The 25,620-nt window shown below is 42.6% G+C and carries 27 protein-coding genes and 1 tRNA gene; 12 read left to right on the top strand and 16 right to left on the bottom strand.

All coding sequences use genetic code 11. The features are described from left to right. Positions 1 to 11: 11 nt before the first annotated feature. Genes FRX45_RS09560 through FRX45_RS09550 form a run of 3 tightly spaced genes read right to left on the bottom strand, consistent with a single transcriptional unit; the run spans position 12 to position 2,259 of the window. On the bottom strand, positions 12 to 335 hold the full coding sequence (locus tag FRX45_RS09560; protein ID WP_152268187.1) for a hypothetical protein: 324 nt from the start codon (positions 333 to 335) through the stop codon (positions 12 to 14). Positions 336 to 337: 2 nt separating this feature from the next. Then, positions 338 to 1,084: a TIGR02757 family protein gene (locus FRX45_RS09555; RefSeq protein ID WP_226805169.1), complete on the bottom strand. Its 747-nt coding sequence runs from the start codon at positions 1,082 to 1,084 to the stop codon at positions 338 to 340. 35 nt (positions 1,085 to 1,119) lie between these two features. Continuing rightward, positions 1,120 to 2,259: a cystathionine gamma-synthase gene (locus FRX45_RS09550; RefSeq protein ID WP_152268185.1), complete on the bottom strand. Its 1,140-nt coding sequence runs from the start codon at positions 2,257 to 2,259 to the stop codon at positions 1,120 to 1,122. Between the two features lie 308 nt (positions 2,260 to 2,567). On the opposite strand from FRX45_RS09550, the gene FRX45_RS09545 reads away from it, so the two are divergent. Next, entirely contained in the window at positions 2,568 to 3,008 is a 441-nt protein-coding gene (locus FRX45_RS09545; protein ID WP_152268184.1) for a hypothetical protein, read from the top strand. An 11-nt stretch (positions 3,009 to 3,019) separates the two neighbouring features. Here the strand turns inward: FRX45_RS09545 and asnB are convergent, their stop codons facing one another. Then, complete coding sequence (gene asnB / locus FRX45_RS09540; protein WP_152268183.1) at positions 3,020 to 4,906, bottom strand: asparagine synthase (glutamine-hydrolyzing); 1,887 nt, start codon at positions 4,904 to 4,906, stop codon at positions 3,020 to 3,022. Positions 4,907 to 4,957: 51 nt separating this feature from the next. Next, the gene (locus tag FRX45_RS09535) at positions 4,958 to 6,691 is read right to left on the bottom strand and encodes an NAD+ synthase (protein WP_152268182.1); all 1,734 of its coding nucleotides are present in this window, start codon (positions 6,689 to 6,691) and stop codon (positions 4,958 to 4,960) included. Positions 6,692 to 6,835: 144 nt separating this feature from the next. Between FRX45_RS09535 and FRX45_RS09530 the strand changes: the two genes are divergently transcribed. Further along, a complete protein-coding gene (locus tag FRX45_RS09530) occupies positions 6,836 to 7,051 on the top strand; it encodes a hypothetical protein (protein WP_226805167.1) in 216 nt (71 codons plus the stop codon). A 66-nt stretch (positions 7,052 to 7,117) separates the two neighbouring features. Here FRX45_RS09530 and FRX45_RS09525 read toward each other — a convergent pair whose 3' ends face one another. Both FRX45_RS09525 and FRX45_RS09520 read right to left on the bottom strand, forming a co-directional pair. Further along, positions 7,118 to 7,885, bottom strand: a complete 768-nt coding sequence (locus FRX45_RS09525) for a glycosyltransferase family 2 protein (RefSeq protein ID WP_152268181.1) — start codon at positions 7,883 to 7,885, stop codon at positions 7,118 to 7,120. Between the two features lie 332 nt (positions 7,886 to 8,217). Next, positions 8,218 to 9,123, bottom strand: coding sequence for a sugar phosphate isomerase/epimerase family protein (locus tag FRX45_RS09520; RefSeq protein WP_152268180.1), 906 nt, complete (start codon positions 9,121 to 9,123; stop codon positions 8,218 to 8,220). Positions 9,124 to 9,715: 592 nt separating this feature from the next. Here FRX45_RS09520 and FRX45_RS09515 point away from each other — a divergent pair. The 5 genes from FRX45_RS09515 (at position 9,716) to FRX45_RS09500 (ending at position 14,641) form a co-directional block, all read left to right on the top strand. Further along, positions 9,716 to 11,734, top strand: coding sequence for a serine hydrolase (locus FRX45_RS09515; RefSeq protein WP_152268179.1), 2,019 nt, complete (start codon positions 9,716 to 9,718; stop codon positions 11,732 to 11,734). 201 nt (positions 11,735 to 11,935) lie between these two features. Beyond that, positions 11,936 to 13,615: a hypothetical protein gene (locus FRX45_RS09510; protein WP_152268178.1), complete on the top strand. Its 1,680-nt coding sequence runs from the start codon at positions 11,936 to 11,938 to the stop codon at positions 13,613 to 13,615. A gap of 13 nt (positions 13,616 to 13,628) precedes the next feature. Beyond that, positions 13,629 to 13,778 carry a type I restriction-modification system subunit M N-terminal domain-containing protein gene (locus FRX45_RS23705; RefSeq protein WP_262884204.1) on the top strand — a complete coding sequence of 50 codons (150 nt, stop codon included), beginning with the start codon at positions 13,629 to 13,631 and terminating at the stop codon, positions 13,776 to 13,778. After that, a complete protein-coding gene (locus FRX45_RS23700) occupies positions 13,744 to 14,355 on the top strand; it encodes an N-6 DNA methylase (RefSeq protein ID WP_262884203.1) in 612 nt (203 codons plus the stop codon). Before FRX45_RS23705 ends, FRX45_RS23700 begins: the two co-directional genes overlap by 35 nt. A gap of 106 nt (positions 14,356 to 14,461) precedes the next feature. Continuing rightward, a complete protein-coding gene (locus FRX45_RS09500; protein WP_152268177.1) occupies positions 14,462 to 14,641 on the top strand; it encodes a hypothetical protein in 180 nt (59 codons plus the stop codon). A 241-nt stretch (positions 14,642 to 14,882) separates the two neighbouring features. Here the strand turns inward: FRX45_RS09500 and FRX45_RS09495 are convergent, their stop codons facing one another. Continuing rightward, a complete protein-coding gene (locus FRX45_RS09495; RefSeq protein WP_152268176.1) occupies positions 14,883 to 15,092 on the bottom strand; it encodes a hypothetical protein in 210 nt (69 codons plus the stop codon). A gap of 257 nt (positions 15,093 to 15,349) precedes the next feature. Here FRX45_RS09495 and FRX45_RS09490 point away from each other — a divergent pair, with 257 nt between their 5' ends. The 5 genes from FRX45_RS09490 to FRX45_RS09470 all read left to right on the top strand — a co-directional run bounded on the left by FRX45_RS09490 (position 15,350) and on the right by FRX45_RS09470 (position 19,321). Then, entirely contained in the window at positions 15,350 to 15,802 is a 453-nt protein-coding gene (locus FRX45_RS09490; RefSeq protein ID WP_152268331.1) for a carboxymuconolactone decarboxylase family protein, read from the top strand. An 80-nt stretch (positions 15,803 to 15,882) separates the two neighbouring features. Continuing rightward, positions 15,883 to 16,638: an SDR family oxidoreductase gene (locus FRX45_RS09485; RefSeq protein ID WP_152268175.1), complete on the top strand. Its 756-nt coding sequence runs from the start codon at positions 15,883 to 15,885 to the stop codon at positions 16,636 to 16,638. 72 nt (positions 16,639 to 16,710) lie between these two features. After that, positions 16,711 to 17,061, top strand: coding sequence for a YciI family protein (locus FRX45_RS09480; RefSeq protein ID WP_152268174.1), 351 nt, complete (start codon positions 16,711 to 16,713; stop codon positions 17,059 to 17,061). 214 nt (positions 17,062 to 17,275) lie between these two features. Continuing rightward, positions 17,276 to 18,535, top strand: coding sequence for an RNA polymerase sigma factor (locus FRX45_RS09475; protein ID WP_226805165.1), 1,260 nt, complete (start codon positions 17,276 to 17,278; stop codon positions 18,533 to 18,535). A gap of 129 nt (positions 18,536 to 18,664) precedes the next feature. After that, positions 18,665 to 19,321, top strand: coding sequence for an NAD-dependent epimerase/dehydratase family protein (locus FRX45_RS09470; RefSeq protein ID WP_226805163.1), 657 nt, complete (start codon positions 18,665 to 18,667; stop codon positions 19,319 to 19,321). Between the two features lie 140 nt (positions 19,322 to 19,461). Here the strand turns inward: FRX45_RS09470 and FRX45_RS23515 are convergent, their stop codons facing one another. The 8 genes from FRX45_RS23515 to FRX45_RS09435 all read right to left on the bottom strand — a co-directional run bounded on the left by FRX45_RS23515 (position 19,462) and on the right by FRX45_RS09435 (position 25,612). Continuing rightward, positions 19,462 to 19,617 carry a hypothetical protein gene (locus FRX45_RS23515; protein ID WP_317163101.1) on the bottom strand — a complete coding sequence of 52 codons (156 nt, stop codon included), beginning with the start codon at positions 19,615 to 19,617 and terminating at the stop codon, positions 19,462 to 19,464. A 42-nt stretch (positions 19,618 to 19,659) separates the two neighbouring features. Beyond that, positions 19,660 to 19,875 (bottom strand): hypothetical protein, encoded by a 216-nt coding sequence (locus FRX45_RS23510; protein WP_226805156.1) that lies wholly within the window; start codon positions 19,873 to 19,875, stop codon positions 19,660 to 19,662. A 400-nt stretch (positions 19,876 to 20,275) separates the two neighbouring features. Beyond that, positions 20,276 to 21,514, bottom strand: a complete 1,239-nt coding sequence (locus FRX45_RS09460; RefSeq protein ID WP_152268173.1) for a serine hydrolase domain-containing protein — start codon at positions 21,512 to 21,514, stop codon at positions 20,276 to 20,278. Between the two features lie 41 nt (positions 21,515 to 21,555). After that, positions 21,556 to 22,746: a M56 family metallopeptidase gene (locus FRX45_RS09455; protein WP_152268172.1), complete on the bottom strand. Its 1,191-nt coding sequence runs from the start codon at positions 22,744 to 22,746 to the stop codon at positions 21,556 to 21,558. Beyond that, a complete protein-coding gene (locus FRX45_RS09450) occupies positions 22,739 to 23,110 on the bottom strand; it encodes a BlaI/MecI/CopY family transcriptional regulator (protein ID WP_152268171.1) in 372 nt (123 codons plus the stop codon). The genes FRX45_RS09455 and FRX45_RS09450 overlap by 8 nt, the downstream gene beginning before the upstream one ends. A gap of 536 nt (positions 23,111 to 23,646) precedes the next feature. Continuing rightward, a tRNA-Ser gene (locus tag FRX45_RS09445) sits at positions 23,647 to 23,733 on the bottom strand. 59 nt (positions 23,734 to 23,792) lie between these two features. Continuing rightward, complete coding sequence (locus FRX45_RS09440) at positions 23,793 to 24,836, bottom strand: asparaginase (protein WP_152268170.1); 1,044 nt, start codon at positions 24,834 to 24,836, stop codon at positions 23,793 to 23,795. A gap of 2 nt (positions 24,837 to 24,838) precedes the next feature. Beyond that, positions 24,839 to 25,612, bottom strand: coding sequence for a TatD family hydrolase (locus FRX45_RS09435; RefSeq protein WP_152268169.1), 774 nt, complete (start codon positions 25,610 to 25,612; stop codon positions 24,839 to 24,841). Between the last annotated feature and the right edge of the window lie 8 nt (positions 25,613 to 25,620).

Here is a 25,620-nt window from a genome sequence, read left to right as displayed (position 1 = left end):
TTTAAGAGCAATTACCATTTGTCTTCTGTATCATTAGTGTTGTCAAAATGCCTGGTATCATGACGGCTTTTTATTTTTTCCATTTGCCGTTCTATGATTAAGCCGGCAATAATAGCTGCCGCGTCTTTATCATCGTTTGATTCTAATAATTGCTTTAACTTTTGTTCACTCACATCTATGCGGTACAATATATTCACCAGTTTCCCAAAATCGTGCTCAATCAGTTCATTCACTTTTTCCTGTACCCGCAATTGCAGTTCCTTTTCATTTAGCTGGTCATACAATTCTAATGATAATTCCTTTTGCAGCGCGGTTAGTAATGCCTGGTTATCCATGATTAAAATTTTTCAACAACGCCCAATCCAAATAATGCGAAATCATATTTTACAGGGTCTTCAGCACAAAACTGCCGTAAACATACTGTTAATTCCAAAGCCGTAAGCCAGTCGGTTTGATGGCGCGACACCATATTAAAACGTTTGGCCACACGGGCTACATGTACATCAACAGGGCAAATGAGCTGGGAAGGGGAAATATTTTTCCATATACCAAAATCAACACCCCTGTCGTCATTTCTTACCATCCATCTTAAAAACATATTCAACCTTTTGCAGGTAGATTTTTTATCCGGAGTGGCTATATGTTTGCGGGTACGCGGCGGTGCATCGGGGAGGGAAAAGAAGTAATGATAAAAACCGCGCATTGCATTTTCGGTGGTAAGATCGTCAGGGCGCATCCATTGGGTAAAAGCTGTTTCCAAAGAATCGCAATGCGTATAATGGTATTTTAGAAATTCAACGAAATACAAAATGTCTGTTGCATTAAACGTTCTGTGTTTAAATAGCATCAGTCTTTTCAATTCCGGTTCACCTGCATGCAGGCAAAAATCGTGCGGCGCATTATCCATTGCCTGCATTAAGGCTTTGCTTTTGGCGATAATGGTAGTACGGTTCCCCCAGGCTAAAATAGCGGCAAATAATGCGGCGATTTCTATATCCTGTTTTTTTGTAAAAGCATGGGGCACACAGATGGGATCACTGACAATAAAGGAAGACTGATTGTACTCATCCACCTTCCTGTTCATGAAATCTCTGAGATGTGGAGGCAAATTCATTTGCATTATCCTAATGCCTGCTTTAAGTCTTCTATAAGGTCTTCCGCATCTTCAATGCCTACGCTCAGGCGGATGAGTGAATCCACCAGGCCGTTCGCTATTCTTTCTTCCCGTGGAATGGAAGCATGTGTCATACTGGCCGGATGGCCGATCAGCGATTCTACACCACCTAACGATTCTGCACAGGCGAAGAGCTTTGTGGATGATAATACTTTTTCCGCTGCGGCTACCGTGTTATCTTTCAGTTCAAAACTGATCATACCACCAAAGCCGCGCATTTGCGTTTTGGCTATAGCATAATTGGGGTGATCTTCAAATCCGCACCAGTGCACTTTGGCCACTTTGGAGTGCTGGCGGAGGAAATGAGCGATTTGTTCTCCGTTTTCGCAGTGCCTTTGCATGCGCACATGCAGTGTTTTCAATCCACGCAATAAAAGAAAGCAATCCTGCGGGCCGGGCACGGCGCCACATGCATTTTGTAAAAAATACAACTGGTCTGCTATCTCTTTATTACTGGTGATAATACATCCATGCACAACATCACTATGCCCGCCAATATATTTGGTTGCGGAATGCATTACCATATCCGCTCCCAGATCGAGCGGGTTTTGCAGGTAAGGTGACGCGAAAGTATTATCCACTGCCAGCAGGGCGCCTGCTTTTTTTGCAATAGCCGCACAGGCTTTAATATCAATGATCCGTATTAAGGGATTAGTAGGTGTTTCTACCCAGATCATTTTAGTGGCAGGCGTAACATGTTTGCTGATATTGTCAGCATTGCTCATGTCAATAAATTTAAATTTTAAGCCGTAAGTCTCCCAAACTTTCCTCATTAGCCTGTAAGTGCCGCCATATAAATCGTTGGTACTTATAATTTCATCACCCGGTTTAAAAAGCTTAAGCAGTGTATCTGTTGCTGCAAGCCCGCTGCCAAAGCTAATGCCATACTCCCCGTTTTCCGATGCAGCCAGTGCGTTTTGCAATTGGGTGCGGGTAGGATTTTGTGTGCGGGCATATTCATATCCTTTATGTTTACCGGGGCCATCCTGAACAAAAGTTGATGTTTGAAAAATGGGTGTCATAATAGCGCCTGTGGAAGGATCAGGATGCACGCCCGCATGAATAAATTTTGTAGCTGATTTCATATCGTGAATAAGATGAAATGCAAAGATGAGGAAATGAAACGAGTTTCAACTTATCAAGTTATTTTCCGGAATTCCAGTTTAACAGAAACTTAACCGGCCTCGCGTAACAATCTGCAACATTTTTTGAAAGGCTTTGGTGTAAAGGGTTTTACGCGATGCATATATTGTTGTATACACGCAACATTACTATAAGGTAAATACCATCTTATCTTGATCAATCCACCGGCGTAGTATAATTTTTGAATGAATAATGGCGTTCTATTTTTGTTTCGTCAAAATGATTTAATTATCCAAGTAAATGTAATGTTATGAAAAAGATATTTGTTCTTGCTATTGTTGCCCTGATGTCGGCAGGTGTGTATGCCAACGCTCCCTCCGTTAGCGAAAAAGTACTTAAAGCGTTCCACGAAACTTTTACTGCGGCCGAAAATGTAAGCTGGCATGAAGCCAAAGGCGAATACTCCGTTCGCTTTTTGCAGTCGGACGTAAGGTATATTGTTTACTATAATAAGAATGGCAAAATTACCGGTTCTATGCGTTTTTACAAACCTTCATTATTGCCCATGAATATTTTGTCGGAACTTAAAAGGAGTTATGCAAAGAAATCGCTTTTTGGCGTTACCGAAATTACATCCGGAGAGAATGTTGCTTATTTTGTAAAAATGGAAGACAGTAAGAATTGGTATACTATTAAGACGGATGCTTACGGTAATAGCGAGGTATATGAAACGCTCCGGAAACAAAAATAAATATTGGAAGGCTATTTTAAATGCAGCAATGTAGCCGCAATAAGATAACGCCAATCACTGTTTTCTGAATCATAAGCAGACCGGGGACGAACAGAAATGTTCAGCACATCTTTTTTGAGAATGCCTGCAGCCGAAAGTTTTTGTTTAGCATCATGTATACAGTCCTGTAATGAAGGTTGATTCATCCATTGCATTTGAGGAGGTTCAAAACCAATTTTATCTTTTCTCCAGGTAATGGTTGCAGGCAATTCTTTTTTTATACTTTCCCGCAGAACCCATTTGGTATAACCCTCCCGTATTTTATAGTGACCCGGCATGGAGAAAAGGAATTCCACCAGTTTATGGCTAAGAAACGGCAACCGCAGCTCTAATCCGTGCGCCATCGAATTACGGTCTGCATAACACAATAGTTCGTCCAGCCCGTTTTGCATGGTATTGTAATACAACACGTCGTTTAGTCTGCTTACAAAGGGTTTGCAGGAACAATCCCCGTTATTAAATGCCCGCATAAAAGCCGGTTCAATTTCATTATTGATATTAAGCCTTTTTTGTTCCCTTTTTTGAAGTGTTATTGCTGTAAGTCCCGGCGCACAGGCAGCCATATAGTTTTTATAGCCCCACTCAAAAGGCATGTTGTTATCTGTTAAGGCTTTTTTTTCTTTTTTAAACTGTATAAATTTTTTGCGGCTTACCAGTTCCTGGAGCCACCAGTGTATATATTTGGAATACCCGCCTATTGTTTCATCGGCGCCCTGTCCGTCTAACAGTACTTTAATACCATGCCGGCCTGCCAGTTGGCAAACGGCATACTGTGTAAATACGCTGGATGAGCCTATGGGTTGCTCATGATAATAACAAAGCCTTTCCAGGCTATCAATCAAACAGGAATGGGTAGGCGAAACTGTAAAATTGGTAAGGGCAAATGCAGATACAATCTCCTGTATGTGCTTCGACTCATCTTTTTCATAACCCGGAAAAACGGCCGAAAAGCTTTTATAATTTGTATTGTTGGGAAGCAGGATATGTATGGCACTTGCAATGGAAGAGCTATCCAGTCCACCGCTCAGACTGGTTCCAATGGGCACATCGCTTCTTAGCCTTCTTTTAACAGAGGTAAAAAAAAGCGATCTGAATTTTTCTACCCCTTCTTTTTCGTTACAGGGGTTAATATCGTCTTTATCAATATCCCAGTAACGGCAGGCTGTAATACGACTGCGTTTAACCTGCCATTTCATATAATGGGCAGGGGGAAGCGCGTATATGTTTTTATAGAATGTCCGTTGTTTCTCAACCGGAAACTGTGTAAAACCTAAGCCGATATAATATAGTAACGCCTCTTCCTCTACAGTTTTTTCAATTCCGGCTGCCCATAAAGCCTTCATTTCACTGGCAAAAAGAAAAGTGCTACCAGGTTCATCCAAATAATAAAAAAATGGTTTTTCACCAAACCGGTCTCTTGCTGTAAAAAGAGTTTGATTCTTCTCATCCCAAATAGCAAAAGCGAACATCCCGTCAAAGAACTGCAGGCATTCTTCTTTATAGCAATCGTATGCCGCCAGTATTACTTCTGTATCTGAGCCGGTGCTAAAAGTATATCCTTTGGAGGCGAGTTGTTCTTTTATTTCGGGAAAATTATAGAGTTCTCCGTTATAGGTTATGGTATATCGTTGAGTTGATGCTGGGAACCCTCCGGAAGTATAATGCATGGGTTGCGCGGCGGCTTCACTCAAATCAATAACGGATAGCCTCCGGTGCGCAAAACCAACTGTGCCATCCCGACTGATCCAGAATCCTTCACCATCAGGACCACGATGTGCTATAGCATCCGCCATTTTTTTTAAACGGTGGGTAGTAATTGACGCAGGGTTGGGTGATATAATACCGGCAATGCCGCACATAGTAGGTAAATATCTAAAATCTTTAAGGCAAATACGAATTTTTTCGGCGGATCAGCTTAAATATTTTCCCACAATCGGCATTCTCCTGCCTACGCCAAAAGCTTTTGAACTTACCCGTATGACAGGACAAAACTGGTTGCGTTTGTATTCATTTATATTTACAAGCTTCAATATCCTGTTTACCAGTGCAGCATCAATACCCATAGCTATGATTTCGTTTGGTCCCTGCCTTTTCTCAATATATTGATACAATACTTTATCCAATACATTGTAGTCGGGCAAACTATCACTGTCTTTCTGATTGGGACGTAACTCTGCCGAAGGGGCTTTGGTAATGATATGAATAGGGATGACCTCTTTATCACGGTTAATATATTTTGCCAGGGCGTACACCTGCATTTTATATACATCGCCCAGTACACTTAACCCACCGGCCATATCGCCATATAAAGTACCATAACCGGTTGCCAGCTCACTTTTATTGGAAGTGTTTAATAATATATATCCAAATTTATTGGCAATGGCCATTAAAAGATTTCCACGCGACCGGCTCTGGATATTTTCTTCCGCAACGCTGAATGGCAGGTCTTTAAAAACAGGTTTTAAAGTAGTAAGAAAAGTATCATAAACATCTTTAATGGGGATAATATCATAAGGATTGCCCAGTGTTTTACTGAGTTGTTCGGCATCCTGTACAGAATGACCGGATGAAAATGGAGACGGCATTAAAATAGCGCGAACATGGTCTGCACCCAATGCTTCACAAGCCAGGGCCAGCACCACTGCACTGTCTATACCGCCACTGCTGCCCAATATAGCTTTTGAAAACCCCATTTTACTGAAATAATCCCGTATGCCCAATATAAGCGCATCGTGTATCTGGCGGATATTATTACCGGCCGTAAGAAAATCAATGATCTTATCGGGATCCTTAATTTTGGAAACACGCATTTCTTTGTCGGTTTGGCCAGAGATAACTGCAGGTTGCTGACCCTCTACCTCATTTTGTTGTACGGGTTGATTACCGGGCTGCGCTATATCTATTATGCTGAACGCTTCTTCAAAGTATTCCATTTCTTTCAGCAGGTTACCCTTTTCGTCATATACGAGGCTGCCCCCGTCAAATACAATTTCCGTTTGGGAGCCAACAGCATTGCAATACACTAAAGGAAGATGATACTTCAGCACATTGGCTTTTGCTACTTCTTTACGGTCTTCATCATGATCATAGTCAAAAGGAGATGCCGAAATATTGATCATGATATCGGGCTGTTGTTTGGCCAGTATATCCATCGGGCAAATACGGTATAAGGGATTGTCCCCCAGGTTCCACACATCTTCACAAATGGTAAGGGCAATGCGATGGTTTTTGAAAGGGATTACATTCCACTCAAATGAAGGTTCAAAATACCGGTTTTCATCAAATACATCATAGGTAGGCAACAATGTTTTATGCGCTACGCCCGATATTTCCCTGTTGTACAGCAGCCATGCTGTGTTAAAAAGATCTTTACCGAGAGGATTGGGGTTTCTTTGAGGAGCCCCGATAATGACGCCTATACCTTCAGTATGTAGTTTTATTTCTTCAACCGAAGCGTAGCATTCATTTATAAAATCATCAAATTCCAGGAAATCGCGCGGGGGATACCCGCAAACGCTTAATTCGGAGAAAACCACCAGTTCGGCTCCGGCGGTTTTAGCCTGTTCAATGGCAGTTATGATTTTCTTTACGTTACTTTCAAAATTGCCGATATGATAATTTTGCTGCGCTATTGCTATCCTCATAACTGCAAAATTAATGGGAGATCAATAAGATGCAACAAATAATAATTTTGTTGTGCCAAGGGTATTACCGGGCCCCGATTGGGAACATACCCGCATTCGTTGTACCTTAGCACTTCAATTGATAAGGCAATGCAAATGAAAAGGATGACAGCTATTTTGCTGGGTATAGTTTTGATGGTGCTGAGTACTGTTGCTGCTTCCGCGCAATGTTCTATTTGTACTAAAACAGCACAGCAAATGGGTGAAAAGCCGGCTAAGGCATTAAACGCGGGTATCCTGTATCTTATGGTTACACCTTTTGCTGTGGTGGGATTTATAGGTTACCGGTTGTGGAAACAAAACAAGAGTGATAAGGTTTAATAATAACCGGTTAATTGTTATATCAAAATATTTTTCCCAATTTTCTTCTGCCTTCCCAACAATGGGTTAGCTCATATTATGCTTCCGCTGAAGTTGTAAAAGCTTTACATATTTGAGCAGGGTTTGATAAGCAACACTTTTTGCAATCAAAAAGCCATCCACACCATCTAAAAATCCTCTTCTAAAAATATAACCTGTAACAAAAGCGGCGAGCGGATTAAAAATGACATGAAATATAGTTGATCTTTTTCCTTTTTTCAACATGGCTTCCGACTGTATGGTGGTAAAGCGGTTCATCTGCGATATATGCTCCTCAATGGTATAATACGTATAATGCAGGATGTCTCCGGGTAAACGGCAAATGCTGGCTCCGGCATCCATTTCAATCTTATCGTGGGGATTAACGCCTCCCCATTTCCCTTTTTGCCTGTTCAGTATACGCAGTTTTCTATCCGGGTACCATTTACCATGCCTTATCCATTTGCCGCAGTAATTGGCGCAACGGTTCATTGCGTATCCATCGTAAGGAAATCCTTCCTGCTTTGCAGAAGATATTGCATTGTAAAGCGTTTCATCCAACGCCTCATCGGCATCCAACGACAACACATGGTCATACTTTGCCTGTTGAAGTGCAAAATTCTTTTGTTCGATATAGCCCAAAAAAGGCTGCTCAATAAACCGCACTCCATATTGCCGGCAGATACCCCTGGTATGATCCTCTGATAAAGAGTCCACAACAACAATCTCATCTGCAAGATCCTTTACACTTTCCAGGCACCTGGCAATGTTTTTTTCTTCGTTGAATGTAATGATAACAACGGATAAAGGTTTCATTAAATATAAAGAATTATTATTTTTATAAATATATTATTCCTTATGTTATAAAAGCAAAGCTTTGCGCACCGATTTAAAACATCTATTTCCATACCAATGCTTTCAAAATTTATTTAATTAACTCAACTTTCTGTTTGACAATCATATACAGCATTATGTTGCATATGCTTAGTATTAGAAAATATCGGGTACCGGCAATTTTCAGCGTAAGCTCTTCCATTGAACTATTAAAGGTGAAAAAAATTGCCCTCCTTCCTTATAAAAAGGAAGATTGAATGAGAAAGTATTATTTTGTGGCCGTATTTGTATTAAAAGGAATGAATCTGGTTTTATCAATAACCCCATTTCTTCATGATCTTCAGATCTTCGGTTATGCTTTCCATAGGCGTTTTCCCCTGGTAAGATTCCTGCTCAATAATAAAATGTTTGGTCCCGGATTTTCTGCCCAGGTCAATTATCTCTTTTACCGGGATAACACCTTTGCCCAGGATCGTACTTTCGTAAGGATCGTGTCCCCCTGTTGATTTTATTTCATCTTTCACGTGCATGGATTCAAACCTGCCCGGGTATTTCTTCATAATATCAAGCGCTTTTGCACCGGCATTGTACATATTTCCAATATCCAGTTGCTGTACTACCAATGATGGATCGGTATTTTGAAGAAGTATATCAAAAACAGTTATGCCATTGAGCTTTTGGCTAAATTCAAAATCATGATTATGATATCCAAACTTCATCCCTGATTTTTTACACAGTTCACCGCTTTTATTGAATACATCCATATAACGTTTCATATCATCGTATGTTTTGCGGAGACTTTCATCCAGCCATGGGCTGATCACTATTTGTTGCCCTAAAGTGGCTGCATCTTCTACAGTCATTTTCCATTCATCTGTAAAATCATTCTTAGCGGCGTCCCAATGTTGCTTACCCATTACGGTATGCCCGCTTGGCATCTTTAAGCCAAGACTGTCGAGTATTTTTTTAAATTCCACGGCACTATATCCGTACAGTTTTCTGTTTACATAATTGGCGTGCTCTACGTGTTTATATCCCATTGCCGCCACCTTTTTAAGACTGCCAAGCGGATCGCTTTTCATATCATCGCGTATACTGTATAGTTGTATGCCCAGCAACTCACCCGGGTTTATCGCGGCAAATAGTTCATTGGACAATACAGTGGTACCGGCTAAAGCCAGCGCAGTTTTTTTTAGAAAATTTCTTCTTGATGTATACATTGAATGTAGTGGTTTAAATAAATGACGAAAGCGGTAAAATTATTGAACCCAAAAGATAAGACTTTATTCGTTGCGGAATAATTTCGGGAATCAATCGTTTAAAATAGGCTTTACCTGAATTTACGGTTTCCATTAGCCTGACCCTTTAACAAAAATATTATAATAATGAGTATCGGGTAAATATTTCCGTCTCCCGTTGGCGGATCAATACCATCATCTTTTTAAGGTAGATCATGTTTTCTCATGTTGGCTTTCTACCGGTCTGCGAGCGTTGTTTCCACAGCACTCCACATTTTTTAAAACGGGTGGTTGTTGGCGGGTATCCGACCATAGAAGAAAGCCGCCTGGATGGGAGTGGACTTTAATATCCCCGAAACACCCTTCCGTAAACATTATTCACACTTATGCAACATACCGGTAATCAAATTGTCTTTACAAAAGCTATAACAGCATCGTAAATTGACCTGTCCCCCCGCCCATGGAAATCTGTCCCACCTATTGAAATCTTTTCATTCCATAGTAACATTTTGGCAAACCCATTCGTACAAGTAAAAAATCAGCGGGCGGTATTTCAATTGTACAATTGTAAGCTATGTTTATATCCACCACGAAAGTCAGGCGCTTCAGCCTCGTAATTTTATTTGTTGCCCTGGGGCGGCAAATCCTGGCGCATAATGGTACGGTAGGTTATGCCTACCCGCTGGGCAACATAACCATTGACGGCGATTTTTCCGACTGGCCGCAGAATATCGCCACATACAAAATCGGGGTAAACGGTTCGGATACCAAACCACTCAGTGAATCAGATTTCAGCGGTTTTTTCCGCATGGGTTACCGTATCGAAGATCATTCCCTGTATGTGGCCATTACAGTAACAGACGATGATTTTATAGAAGATACTTCTGCCAGTGTGCGCTGGAATACACAGGATGCACTGGAACTCTACCTCGATGCACGGCACCTGCCCTTTGGTTCCGGAGTGGCTTCTTTTATGTACAGCAAAAAACTTCGCAATACCAATAATGCCTATTACGACCCCTTTGCCAAAAACGCGAAATGGAATATCATAGACGTAGCTTTTATACAAAAAGGCAATACGCGTTACTACGAATGGCAGATTAAACTCGGTGACCAGCTTACCATAGGAAAATCTATCGGGCTGGACTTCTTTGTTTTTGATATGGATGCCGATAAGAGCTTTTCGTTCGCCTCCTGGGGCAGTGGTGAAATGAAATATGTAAATCCGCGCAGCCTGTCGGATGTGATCATTATGCCCGCCAATCAAAAGTTGGTTACACTTTCCGGTAATGTGGCATGGGACAAAAAAATAAATGTGCCGCTTCCAGGCCGGGTACGTTTGATCAATACCCAACATCCCGAGCAATGGCTTACCACGGCAACGGATAGCCTGGGCCATTATTCGGCACAGGTTCCCCCAGGAAAATATACCATTGATCTGCCCGAAGCATATTCTCAACGGGGCGATACCGTATATGCCGCCGCGCAAAAAAAGCCGGTCATCGTTGACGCTGCAGGTGGCAAAAGCGCCACGACCCCCGGCATCATCATTCCTTCTGCCCCCGCGCCTCACCTCATCCCGGATAAAGGCATGCTGCAAGGCAACTTCACGGCAGCCACCGCCAAACAGATTGATCATTTTATAGAGACTTACAAAAAGTATTACCAGGTACCCGGTGTGTCGCTGGCCCTGATTAAAGATGGTAAACTGGTATACCACCACACATACGGTGTACGAAATACTTTTACAAAACAACCGGTGGACAGCAATACCCTGTTTGAAGCCGCTTCCATTACCAAGCCTGTTTTTGCTTTTGCCGTCCAGCGGCTGGCAGAGCGGGGTGTAATTGATCTCGACAGGCCATTATACCTCTATCTCCCTTACCCGGATATTGCGTATGACGACCGATACAAACTGATGACGGCAAGGCATGTGCTTACACACCGTACGGGTTTTCCCAATTGGCGCTCCATGAACCCCGATGGTAAGCTGAACCTGAAATTTACACCTGGCACCAGCTATAATTATTCCGGCGAAGGTTTTGAGTATTTGAAAATGGTAGTAGAAAAAATCACCGGCAAAAAAGTGGAACAGGTGTTAAAGGAAGAAGTAATACAACCCATCGGGCTCTGGCATACCTTTTTTTCGCGCAACGATTCACTGAGGAATATGGTAGCGGAAGGGCATATAGATATGCTGCCCAATTACGATGAGCTGCCCGACGCTCCCGGTATGGCCTACTCGATGCATACCGAAGCAAAAATATTTACGCGTTTTATGCTGTACCTGTTAGAACAAAAAGGGCTGAGCGCTCAAACCTACAATACCATGCTCAGCAAACATTCCGACTACTCTTTTGAACCCGGCGATGAAAAGCCCAAGTATCCCACCTATATGGGTGAAAGCCTCGAGATCCGGGAAACACCCTGGGGTAAATCCTTCGGACATGGCGGCAACAATGGTGACTTTAAATGCACTTTTCGTGTATATAAGGACCAGAAAATGGGTTATGCGCTTTTTACCAACTCCAATACATCGGATGTATTACTGGAAGCCATAGGACAGTTTTTGGTAGAGGGAAAGGATAAGTAACGTGAATTTTGGATGTTGGGAAATGAAAATCAGTTTGTTATTTTTACTGAACATTAGCCACATAGGTACACATCGTCTTTAATATAACCCTATTTTTCATAGGACCTATTGTGCCTATGTGTTGAAGATAACAAACACAGGAGGAACATGGTAGTTAAGGGGGAATATCATTCAGGGTCTTAATCAGTATATTTGAACCCTATGATTTCAATCAATCTTTTTTCCCGGAGCTTCATTTCAATATTGCTGCTGCTTTGTTTTGCCGGTTATAAAAGCCATTCGCAAAATGCGGCAAACCAGGAGCAACATCCCAAAATTGTAAACATCATCAATTTCATCCGGTTACTCGAACCAAGGGATGCACAGATAACAGAAGATGTACTGTATCAAACCGTGGTAAAACAGGTGCAGATCATGCAGCAGTATCATTTGCCCGGCACTTTTTTATTGCAGTACGACGCGCTGATGGATGCGCGTTACCAGCAATTGCTGAAAAATCTTCCTCCTTCTTCTTTTGAAATAGGCGCCTGGTGGGAAATTCCACAGCCGCTGGTAGAAAAATCCGGGTTACAATGGAGAGGTCGTTATCCCTGGGACTGGCATGCGGATGTGGGGTTTTCTACCGGCTATACGCCCAAAGAGCGGGAGAAGCTCGTAGATGTATATATGCAGGATTTTAAAAAAATATTCGGCTATTACCCAAAGTCTGTAGGCTCCTGGTTTATAGATGCGCACACGCTGAATTATTTGTACGAGAAATATAAAATTGTCGCTTCTACCAATTGTAAAGACCAGTTGGGCACGGATGGATATACCTTATGGGGCGGCTACTGGAACCAGGCCTATTACCCCAGTAAAATAAATGCTTATATGCCTGCGCAAACCGAAAAGAACCAAACGCCCGTTCCTATTTTCCGGATGCTGGGGAGCGACCCTATACGGCAATACGATGATAAAGGAAGTGGTAGCAACGGACAAGGCGTGGTAACGCTGGAGCCCGTATATAAATTTGGTGGCGGCGATTCTGCCTGGGTGCATTGGTATTTTAAAGAATTTGTAGAGGGACAATGTATGGAATATGCTTATGTGCAGGCAGGGCAGGAAAATTCTTTTACATGGAACGCCATGTCGAAGGGTTTTGAAATACAAATGCCATTGATCGCCCGTTTGCGGGATGAGCAAAAAGTAAAAGTAGAAACACTGGCGGCATCCGGCGAATGGTTTCGTAAAAAATATGCGGTTACGCCGGCAACATCTGTTACGGTAAATAATGATCTGAACGGAAGCGATAAAAAAACGGTGTGGTTCAACAGCCGCTTTTACCGTTTCAATTTATTGTGGGAAAACAACAACCTGCGTTTCCGCGATATTCATATTTTCAATGAAAATTTTCCTTCCGTGTATACAGAGAACAGGGCCACATCTAACGAATGTTCTTTTTTTACACTTCCTTTTGTTGACGGCTATCGCTGGAGCAGTGCTGAGCAACCCGCGGCGCTGCGGTTCAGAATGGTTTCCAATGGCAAAGAAATACCGATGGAAGGCGGCACTCCAACTATAAACGATGATGTTCCGGGCAAGCTCCATATTGAATGGCCATTGAAATCTGCGAACGGAACACTGGTAATGGATGTGGATGAAAAGCAAATGCAGATAAAAGTAGAAGGAAGCAAAACGGTTGACTGGTTTTTGGATCTTTCGGCCGGCGATACAGCATCCCTGCCTTTTACAAAAATAGCTCCGCATACCATAAACTGCCGGTTTCAAGAAATGGATTACCGGGTTAAAGCATCCAAAGGAAATTTTTTAAATCCTGGTGGTGATGCCATTATGCGCATTAAGCCTGAAATGAGTACGGTGGTATTGAATTTTACGCGATAATGAAACAATAAGTATGGCCAAAGAAAAAACAGCAAAAGAAGAACCATTGGAAAAGCAACTCTGGAAAGCGGCGGATAAAATGCGTAAAAATATTGACGCGGCCGAATACAAGCATATTTGTGCTTGGTTTGATCTTTCTCAAATACATCAGCGACTCCTTTGAAGAAATGTATGCAAAGCTGGCTGCAGGCAAAGGCGAATATAAAGGCGCAGACCCCGAAGACCGGGACGAATACAAAGCGGAGAATATATTCTTTGTGCCTCCTTCTGCAAGATGGAAATACCTGCAAAGCCGCGCAAAGCTGCCCGAAGTGGGTAAAGATGTAGATGAAGCGATGGATGCTATTGAAAGAGACAATGCATCATTAAAAGGCGTATTGCCCAAAGTATTTGCCCGGCAAAATCTCGATCCTGTTAGTCTCGGTGGATTGATAGACCTGGTAAGCAATATAGCGCTCGGCACTGCCAAAGCAAGGAGCGCCGATGTGCTCGGTCACGTGTTTGAGTATATTCTCGGTGAGTTTGCACTGGCCGAAGGAAAGAAGGGCGGACAGTTCTATACGCCAAGAAGTGTTGTTGAATTATTGGCTGAGATGATGGAGCCGTACAAAGGCCGTGTGTTCGACCCCTGCTGTGCTTTTACATTACTTGCCTTACAAATAGAAATTTTCGGCACCAGGGCTGTTTTGTTCCCATTGTTTACTGAAAAAATGAGTAATTCCGCTTGCTGTTTCCTTTAAACCTAACCCATTAACAATAAAATATAGTAATAAATAAAATATAGTAATAATAGGTATCCAGCAAACATTCCTATCTCCTTTTTGCGGATTAACACTATTGCCTGCGATGTCTTTTTATTCTTCTGCAACAGCAGGACGTACAAATGGTCAGCGGCGGGAAAAGAAACAGCTAAAAAACAATACCCTGTACAGGAGCTTGCTTTTTAACAAAATAAACAATGAATGGAAAATAGCGTATGCGCATGAATTGTGCGCTTCGCCGGTGCGGGAACCTAAAATAAAATAGTTCCTTTCATCGTTAACCAACAGGTTGCTAAATTTTTAGGTAGATCAAGTTTTCTCATGTTGGCCTTCTACCGGTCTGCGAGCGTTGTTTCTACAGCACTCAACATTTTTTTAACGGACTTCTGCGGGAGTTTCGTATGTTTATAGAGACAAGATGGGGCATGCGTTGTTGTATGTACTATTTAGTTCATTAAACATCTCAACGTCAGGACCGGTGAAAACCACGGTATTTGACTTTTCATCTAATTCATCCTCGCATTCATGTTTTTAATGTGTAACTCAATAGTATCGGAATCCTTACCGGCTAATTGAGCCATAAACGATAACCAAAGTGTCTGACTTTCCTGCTTAACCTCAACTGTGGTTTCATCATTGTTGCTTTTATGAATAATAATTTCCCCGGTTTGTATATAACTTACATGTGGAATAATTCCACTATACTGCCAGTTCATTATAAGGCAATGCGGAACTTTCGTAACAGTCAGCTCATCCCTATTTTACGCCCCAAGGGCTGCCGGATGGGAGCGAATACCCCGCTGAAGCCGTCGCCCGGCTTTGTGGCGGAGTAGCAGCGCACAGCCGGTTTTGTGGCCGAACAACGATATCCGGCTCACAGCCCCAAATTTTTTTAAAAATATTTTCTCTTTTTTGTCCAATTGCTGCAGGTTGTTTGTCATTCTGCTTTAAACGCATTATAATGATTAATACAATGGAAAAGAGAACGAATTTTTTTGTAAAGGGACAGGAAGCCCTGAAACCACTGTTTGCAATGGGCAATTATGTAAAAAACAGCCGTATAGAAAAACCGCTGCAACTGTTGATAGAGGTCAGGGTTTCGCAGATCAACGGTTGCGCCTACTGTTTGGATATGCACTGGAAGGATGCCCGCGCTATAGGCGAAACGGAACAACGGCTGTATGGGCTGAGTGTATGGCAGGAATCGCCTTACTACAGCGACAGGGAAAGGGCAGCACTGCTTTGGGCGGAAGCAGTTACGGCGAGCAAAGTGCCGGACACAGTGTATGATGAAGTATCACCACATTTTTCCGAAGAGGAATTGATAGACCTGACGATGGCGGTTACTACCATCAATACCTGGAACCGGCTGAACATTTCCTTTCCGCATGGAGTGGGTACGTACAGGGTGGGGCAATTTGGTTAAATTTACTGTACTTTTTTACGGAAAAAGGTACAGAAAAAACCCTTTCACACACAAACAACTTACGTAAAAAAGCAAGCAATATGAAAATAGTAGTAATTGGCGGCAGCGGGCTGATCGGGTCGAAGCTGGTAAAAAGGCTTACCACAAAAGGACACGCGGTGATCGCCGCGTCACCATCGGCAGGCATCAACACCATTACAGGCGAAGGCTTGGCCGAGGCGCTGGCAGGGGCTCAGGTGGCGATAGACGTGGCCAATTCGCCTTCGTTTGAAGACAATGCGGTAATGGAGTTCTTTCGCGTGTCGGGGCAAAACCTTTTGGCTGCCGAAGCAAAGGCCGGCGTGCAGCATCATGTGGCGCTATCGGTGGTGGGGACACAACGTCTGCAGGAAAGTGGGTACTTTCGCGCCAAGCAGGTACAGGAAGAACTGATACAGGCTTCCGGCATACCGTATACCCTTGTGCATTCCACGCAGTTCTTTGAATTTGCAGGTGGCATAGCGCAGTCGGGCACCAAAGCCGATGGTATACATTTGTCAACAGCGCTGATACAACCCATTTCTTCGGAAGATGTGGCAACAGCAGTAGCGGATATTGCAACCGGCGCACCGCAAAATAAAACGGTGGAAATTGCCGGACCGGAAACCTTTCAACTGGACGAGTTGGTGCATGCATACCTGCAGCACAACCGTGATACACGCAAGGTAATAGCGGATGGTGGCGCCCGTTATTTCGGCGCCTTATTGCAGGAGCGTACCCTATTACCTGAACAAGACGCTTACACCGGTACTGATCGTTTTAGCGATTGGCTGAATGGGTCACCAATAAAAAATTAGAAACAGATTTAATTAGCGTCTTATGCTGATATTGCTTTAAGAATCATTTATCACCATTTTAATTCAAATATTATGAACGAATTTTTAATAGCCATTCACAGGGATATGAAAAGCAAAAATGCAAGTCCCTCGCCTGAGCAAATGCAGGCAGCCATCAAGCCTTTCCAGGATTGGATTGGCGGCATTGCTGCTCAAAACAAATTGGTAGCGCCACCCAAACGCTGGGATGGCGATGGCAGGGTGGTAAAACAACATTCGGTAACCGAGGGTCCGTATGCGGAGATCAAGGAATCGCTGGGCGGATTGTTTTTTATCCGCGCCGAAAGTTACGATGAAGCGGTGGAAATCGCTAAGGGCTGTCCCGTACTGCAATGGGGTGCCACTGTAGAAGTGCGTATGGCGCTGGCTCCGCCGGTGCAGTAGATAAAGCGTTCCAAACTGTTATTGCGTTTGCAATATTCAATTTTATTATTTATCACCGGCAGCAACATTTAATGTCCTTTATTTTTTATGTACCAGGCCGCATTGCTACTATGAATCTTCCGTTGCGTCGCACACTTGTGGGTTCTGTTTTTTTATTCAGCAAACAAAATGCAGGCCGTAGTGTTGCATCCGGTGTTTGTATTTTAGCGGTACAATGATGAAACCTGAACAGGAACTATTACCCGGCTTATTCAGAACAGAGTACGGCAACCTTGTGTCGGTACTCTGTTATAAGTTTGGTATAGAAAATATAGCAGTTGCCGAGGATATTGTGAGCGATACTTTTTTAACGGCTATGGAAACCTGGTCGCTGAAAGAAATACCCGGCAATCCTAAAGCATGGCTGTACACGGTGGCAAAAAACAAAACCCAGAATTACCTCAAACGGCATTCGCTGTTCAATAAAAAAATTGCTGCGGAGCTAAAGCACAACAGCGTCACCACCCAGGAAATAGAAATTGATTTGTCGCCTAAGAATATAAACGATAGCCAGCTTGCCATGATGTTTACGGTATGTGATCCGTGTATACCTGCCGATGCACAGACCTCACTTGCACTGCACCTGCTGTGTGGGTTTGGTGTGCAGGAAATTGCCGATGCCTACCTCACCAGTAAAGAAGTGGTGTACAAACGCATCAGCCGGGCAAAAGAAAAGCTACGGGAACACAACATCCGGATACAACATCCAGGGCTAACCGCTATCAGCGACCGGCTGGAACAGGTGCTTACAACGTTGTATTTATTGTTTTCGGAGGGACATTATTCTAAATCGCACGACCTTATTGTGCGGCGGGATCTTTGCAATGAAGCCATGCGCCTTACCCTGCTGCTGATAGAAAATGATGTGACCAACAAGCCGGCGGTGAATGCTTTGTATGCCTTAATGTGTTTTCACGCCTCAAGATTAGATGCGCGAATAACCGGCACCGGCGAAGCGGTTTTATACGAAGACCAGGACGAAACCTTGTGGGACCGGTCGCTGGTTGAAAAAGGAATTGAACACCTCAACCTGGCTTCGCGTGGCAGTTACATATCGCGCTACCACCTGGAAGCCGGCATTGCTTACTGGCATACCCATAAGGAAGATACACCTGCCAAATGGGAAGAAATACTGCAACTGTACAACCAGTTGCTGCAAATTGAATATTCGCCCATAGCAGCGCTCAACCGCACGTTTGCGCTTGCCAAAGCCCGTGGTAAAGCAGCGGGTATAAAGGAAGCAGAGAAGCTGCAGCTCAACAGCAATCCGTTTTATTTTTCATTGCTGGGTAATTTATATACTGATATTGACAATGCTACTGCACTGCAGCATTATACTACCGCATTAGAGTTCGCAAATACAGCGGCTGATAAACAAACGATCGGGAGACATATGGAGAAGATTATTCACGAGATTAAAATTTCCGGGAAATAGATTTTGCCGAAGGCATTGTGTTTTTTTGCTGCTTTCATTGGATGAAATCCCTGCAGAAATATTGAGCCGGTCTGATTAACAAAGCTTCGTTTGCTTTTTCTGCCGATCTTTATTTATAAATACAAAACAATGGCAGGTATCAAAGTAATCATTACCGGGGCAACAGGTATGGTAGGTGAAGGCGTTTTATTTGAATGTCTTCAGAATGCCGAAGTGGTCGAAGTGCTGATCGTAAACCGCAGGCATTACGAATTGCAGCATCCTAAGCTCAAAGAATTGATCCTGCCTGATTTTTTTCAAGTGGATAAACATGATGAACAGGTGTCAGGCTATGATGCCTGTTTCTTTTGCGCGGGCATCAGCTCTGTAGGCATGAAGGAAGATAAGTTCAGGCATATTACCTACGATACTACGCTGGCCTTTGCCAAAAGCCTACTGAAAGTGAACAGCAATATGGTGTTTACCTATGTATCGGGCAGCCATACCGACAGCACAGAAAAGGGCAGGCTGATGTGGGCGCGGGTAAAAGGCAAAACGGAAAACGACCTGGCAGCATTGCCATTTAAGGCGGAATACAATTTTCGTCCGGGTGCTATGCTGCCGTTCCCTGATCAGAAAAACTGGAAGACGGTATACAAATGGATTGTAAAGATCATGAGGGTGCTGTCGCCGAAAAGAGTACTTACCATGGAACAGGTAGGCAAGGCCATGATTCATGCGGTGACGAAAGGATATGGTAAAAATATTTTAGAGATTGGGGATATACGGGAGTTGGCTGAAGCCTGATTGATGCTGACTTTTTCTGCGAAAATTTTCTACAAAGTTGCATTTGTATCTGTATTATTTTGTGCCCCATCGGATTTATAGCTATCCTTAACACAATAGTATCCATTGCAGTAATTATACCTGTTTCATCATGGATGCTTTTATTTTTTATTCACCTCGTTGTATTTTTCATCTGTTACAGCTTTCAGCCACGTTACATTCTCTTCGCCATTGTAATTGGTAATAGCAATGTGTACCATCTTAGTGTTTGCAGTAGCTCCGTGCCAATGCTCTACATTTTCAGGAATGTTCACCACATCGCCTTTCTTAATCCGTTGTGCAGGGTTCCCTTTCTCCTGTTAAAAACCTTCACCTTCTGTTAGGATCAAAACCTGGCCCTTTGGATGTGTATGCCAATGCGTTCTTGCAGCTGCTTCGAAAGTTACACTTCCCAAAGCAAATTCATTGTTTTTATCTTTTATCAATAAGGGTTTTAAAAAAGCGTCTCCGCTAAACCACTCGCCGGATAATTTATCTCCTTTCGGAAAAAGGGAGATGTTGTTTTGTTCGTTCATTGTTGTTTGATTTTTATCTGGATTATCAATAGTACGAGGGTGCAACGCAGCGGAAATGCCATGAAATATTATTGCTGGTATTATAAAATTACCATGTATTATTCTGAATACCTGTTAATTTCATCAATTGGTCTTCTATATTGCGAGGGTATTTACCGGCCTGCGGGATTACAATTGAACACCTTCAGCGGACTTTGTCCGCCGTAGCCCACGACTAATAAAATTGAAATAAGATATAATGAAATAAAAAGCCCCGTCTTCGTTAAAACTTCGGTGGGCGGAGGCGAGGTGAATGGGTCTCTATTAGAACACCTTAGTAAAATTCTGACTGTAATCCAGGAAATAACAGTCAGAAAATGACCTAATTATTGTTGCTATCTCCTTGATTATTATGAATGAGTCAATTATTCTGTCGCTTAATCTTTAGTTGCAAAACCGCCAGGGGATATAATTTTTCAAAAAGTCCTGATGTGCCGTCTGTGGATGCATTCTGAAAAGTAATGATACCAAGTTTGGAAACCGGATTGAAAAAAAGATAAGTTATAATACCCGGATCGCCGCCAGTATGGCCCCATAGTATTTCACTATTCCCCGGAACATCCCATTCATAAATATGCCAGGTCAATCCCTGAAATTTATAGTTTACGGTTTGAAGAGACAGCATTTTACTCACCGTTTCTTTCTTCAGTATCCTTTTTCCTTTGAATTTGCCCCCATTCATCATTGCAATAAGGTAATTAGACAATTCTTTTACGCTGGTGCGAACGAGCCCGTCAGGGTAATTTGGAAAGCTATAGAGGCAGGCCGGGACAAATGTTCCGGGCAGGAATTCTCCACCCTTGGGATAAAGCTGCTTTCTTTCCATTAAACTGTTACGGTTCTTTTCCGTTACGTAGGCGTAGGGAATAATATGGTTTTGAGTATTCACCTCGTTAAGCATCCAGCCCGTATTTTTCATACTGAGAGGCTTGAAAATATGTTCCCTGCAGTATTGGTTAAACGGTTGTCTGGCAATCCGTTCGATGATGAGGCCAAGAAGTCCAAAAGAAACGTTGGAATACCTGCGTTGCCCGGACCCTGGAGCCCACTCTCCAAAGTTGCTTCCGTTATCGTAAAATTTTCCCTTCGGCGTCAGGTTCTCAAGTATCCAGTCGTGCAAGGCAATAGTCGGATCACCGCAGGAGTAACTATGGCTATACGCTTTTCCGTCCTGAATAGAGGAGGTATGCGTTAAGACCTGGAAAACTGTTATCGGCTTATCCGGGTATTTGGGGTTCCTTACTTCAAAATCCAGATATTTGTTAATATCGGCATTAAGATCAAGCATCCCTTTTTCCCAAAACTGCATGGCAGCAACTGTAGTGAAGGTTTTGGATATGGATCCGATATTCATGATGCCATCTACACTCATTGGGGTTTTATCTTCAATATTTGCCTGCCCGTATGCTTTTGACCATATTATGGATCTTTTTTTAACAATACCCATTGCGAAGCCCGGTATTTTCTTCTCTGCCATAAAGCTTTTAACTGCCGCATCAATCGATTCGCTGTTCTTTGGCTGGGCGCCGGCTATTGTAACGGCACCTGAAAAAATAAGGGCAATAGAAACCCTTATGGGTCTGTTTATTAATGTACTCATCGTAAAAATTAATTAGAAGATGATTATCTTAAGACCGGCGTCTATCTGGAGGTATTAATTTCAATAACGCCTAATCTGCCATCTGCGCCATATTTCTGTGCGGCTTCGTCTTTTGTTAAAATTATGACCTCACATTTTTTGCCTGAAACCAGAATTGACGAATCAAGCACTGCTTTCTTACCATCAACTACCAACAGGTTTACCTGTCCGAATCCTGAAAACCTACCCGAGCCGGTAAAGTCGTTCGAACCGAACTTTACGATCATTTTTTCGCCGTATATCCAGACCTGTTTTGTTTCTGCCGACCATACCAAGCGTTCGGCATAGAATGAACCCAGAGTTTTTGCTGCTGTGGTTTTGAAAGCAGTTGTGAAGAATAATACCATGATAAGCGGAATAAAGAGTGCCAGTTGGTATGCCGGACGTCTTTTCTGGTTGAATTTTGATAACATAGTGAGTCTTTGATTAATTAATAAATGGTTAAATCCGCTTGCAAACGCCAGAGGCTGCCTGCTTTTTACGGTATGGTTGAGAAGTTTTAAAGAATAGTCGTTTTGCCTGATGCCTGATCTTATAACATAATCATCAGCCAGAAATTCATGATTGGCCCGGATTAGTTTCTTAAAAAGATGAATAAAGGGATTAAACCAGAAAAACACCTGGATGAATTCGACTAACACGATATCTGCTGAATGAAATTGTTTTTTGTGTGCGATCTCGTGAACGATCATTTCTTCATTCACATGTCTCTCATAGTACGTACGATTGATAAATATATAACCCATAAAAGTGAATGGGTCGATATTTTCATCGATCAGCGTGAGTTTGGTTCCATTATGGTCCGTTTTATCCGATTTACGGGCTTTTATCGACAGGATTGAAATATTCGTTGCAAACCTTATCAGGAATACAAAGCATATAATTGAATAAGCAATCAGAACGATTCGCCAAAGGTCGGTTGAATTCTCTGTAGCTAGTGTTTTTGCAGGGACAGAAGTCTGAACATAGTGCTGATAAGAGGCAATTTTATAAAGAACTTCAACCTGTTGGATATCTGCTACCGGAATTTCTGCCGGTGTAATCTTAAACAGTGGTGCCAGCAGGGGAAAGATCACTGAAAACAGCAATACTACCCGGTTAATATGATAGTTCCTGGAGCGCCTGAACATTATAACGTAAACCAGGTATAGGAACAGCAAACAAAGCGTTGATTTTATGAGATACTCAATCATTGGATTTAGTCTTTAACTGTTTGTCTACGATATCCCTCAATTTCTTCAGGTCATTCTCGCTGATCTCAATTTCTTTGGTAAAGAAACTTCCGAATTGTTCCACGGAATTATTGAAATGATTTTTTATCAAACCGCCGATCTGCCTGGAAAAGTACTGATTCCTGCTTACCAGAGGATAGTATTCACGGCTATTGCCATATAAGCGGTAATTGACAATACCTTTATCAATCAGTCTCTTCAGCAGGGTATTAATGGTTGTGGTAGCCGGTTTAGGATCGGGATACTGATCTTTCAGATCTTTGAAAAAACACTTCTCCAGTCTCCATAAATATTTCATTAACTCTTCTTCTCCCTTAGTCATCATAACTTGCTCTATTTGGTTTTAGTTTACTCTACAAATATAGAGCATATATTTACACGTGCAAATTATATTTTAGAAAGTTCAAAAAGTAATGAACGGAAGAGTTGATTTGAAATCATTGCTGTCAGTACCTGATTGAAGATTGGCTGTCCGGTAAAAAAAGTACCTTTACTCATCGGCTGTTTTTTTGTGTGGTAACTTAAAAATACCGAAAAAGGAGGCTACTCGCCTCCTTTTAATTTATCAATCAAGTATTTTTACCGGACACTAATGATGAAATTCAGGGTGTTTGTGTAAGAACCGCTAAATGGAACGAACTACAATATAGCTCGTGCTTGTGGTGTTCTAAAAAATAGAATTGCGGAGAGGGCGGGATTTCTTTCAGTGATCCCTAACGCCTGCGGCGGGCGGGCTTAAGCCGGTAAATGACCGTTCGCTCCGCTCACTTCCATTTTTGTTTCCACTCACTTTGCAAAACAAGCTTTGCACGCTCCTGAAAACAAAAATGCCCCGCTAATGCGGGGTCATTTACTGGCTTGCGGAGAGGGCGGGATTCGAACCCGCGATACAGTTTCCCATATACACACTTTCCAGGCGTGCTCCTTCAACCACTCGGACACCTCTCCTTTTTTTGAAGGACTGCAAAAATAGTATTATTAGCCTTAGTGCAGGCGGGTGGCTTTATTTATTTTTCAGTGAGTTCGCCTTTTAAAGAAATTTCAAGCAATTGTTTAACTTTTTCCACCGGGTATCCCTGTGCCAGCAGGTACATTAATTTGGTAACAGCCGCTTCAAAAGTCATATCATGGCCACTAATTACCCCTGCATCCTTTAGGTAAGCGCTGGTTTCATATCGCCCCAGCTCCACCGATCCGCCATCACATTGTGTCCTGTCTAACACAATAATGCCTTCATCAATGGTTTTTTTCAGGCAATCAATAAACCAGGGTGCTGTAATCGTATTCCCATTGCCAAAGGTTTCAAGGATAACAGCCTTGAGTTGCGGTGTTTGTAAAACTGCGTTTACAGCATGGGGTGTAATGCCAGGGAACATTTTGAGCACAGCTATATTGACATTTAACCGGGTATTGATCTGAAAAGGTTCACGGGGGTAATCCAATATAAATTGATCATTATATTTAATATCTATACCTGCTTCAGCTAACGAAGGATAATTGAACGAGTTAAAGGCTTCAAATGTTTCTGTATTGTATTTTTTGGTGCGGTTTCCCCGGAATAAATCATAGTCGAAGTAGATGCAAACTTCAGGAACCCGGGCCTTGCCGTTTTTTTTGGCGGCGGCAATTTCCATAGTGGTAATAATATTCTCTTTGGCATCGGTACGTATTTCGCCTATGGGTAACTGTGAGCCGGTAAGTATAACAGGTTTAGCGAGGTTTTCGAGCATGAAGCTTAGCGCCGATGCGGTAAAAGCCATCGTATCGGAACCATGTAATATAATAAACCCGTCATAGTTCGCATAATGGGTATAAATGATGTTCGCCAGTTCTATCCATATTTCAGGCGACATATTGGAGGAATCCATCGGTGGATTAAAAGCATGCATGTCAAATTCATAACCCAGTTTGGCAAGCTCCGGTATATGGTATTTTATTTCACGGAAACCCATGGGCACAAGTGTTCCTGTGGCGTCATCGAAGGCCATCCCAATAGTGCCTCCGGTATAAATGATAAATAGTTTTGCGCCGGGTGAAGAAGCAATGGACATATCTAACCCTTATTTTGAAAAACGAATGTAGCATTTGCGGTGGTGATCTGTGCAACTTCTTCCGGAGAAGTGTGTTTGATTTCGGCCAAAGCCGCTATAATGTATTTCAGGTAAGCGCTTTCATTCCTTTTGCCGCGTTTGGGCACGGGAGCAAGATAAGGCGAGTCTGTTTCCAGTACCATATGATCAAGACTTATATGCTCCAGTACGGCCGGCAACCCCGATTTTTTATATGTCAGTACACCGCCTATGCCCAGGTAAAAGCCGAGGGCTATTATTTTTTCAGCTTCCTGTATGCTGCCGCCAAAACAATGAAAAATTCCTTTCAACCCGCTGCCTGCATATTCCGAAACTACGTCTATGCATTGCTGCATCGCATCTCTTGTATGTATTACAATGGGTAACTGGTATTGCAGCGCCAGCGCTGTTTGCCGCCGGAAAGCTTCATACTGTTGTGTTTCAAAAGTCCGGTCCCAGTAAAAATCAAGTCCTATTTCACCTATGGCCGCAAAACGTCTTTTTTGCAGCCAGTTTTCTACTATTTGTAATTGTTCTTTATAATCTGCATTAACGGAGCAGGGATGCAGTCCCATCATGGGTATACAAATGCCGGGATATTTTGCCTCTAACTGCAGCATATCTTCAATGGAAGCGCTGTCTATATTGGGAAGATAAAATTGCCGAACAGCTTCTTGTTGCGCATTTTCAATCACCTGTGCAATATCATTTTCAAATTCCTTTACATACAAGTGGCAATGTGTATCAATAATGGTCATGTGCTTTC

Origin of the sequence: Agriterribacter humi, from assembly GCF_009192765.1 — a bacterium.
Taxonomy (GTDB): domain Bacteria; phylum Bacteroidota; class Bacteroidia; order Chitinophagales; family Chitinophagaceae; genus Agriterribacter; species Agriterribacter humi.
Note: the sequence above shows the minus strand (reverse complement) of the source record. Positions and strands in the feature narration are given on the sequence as shown.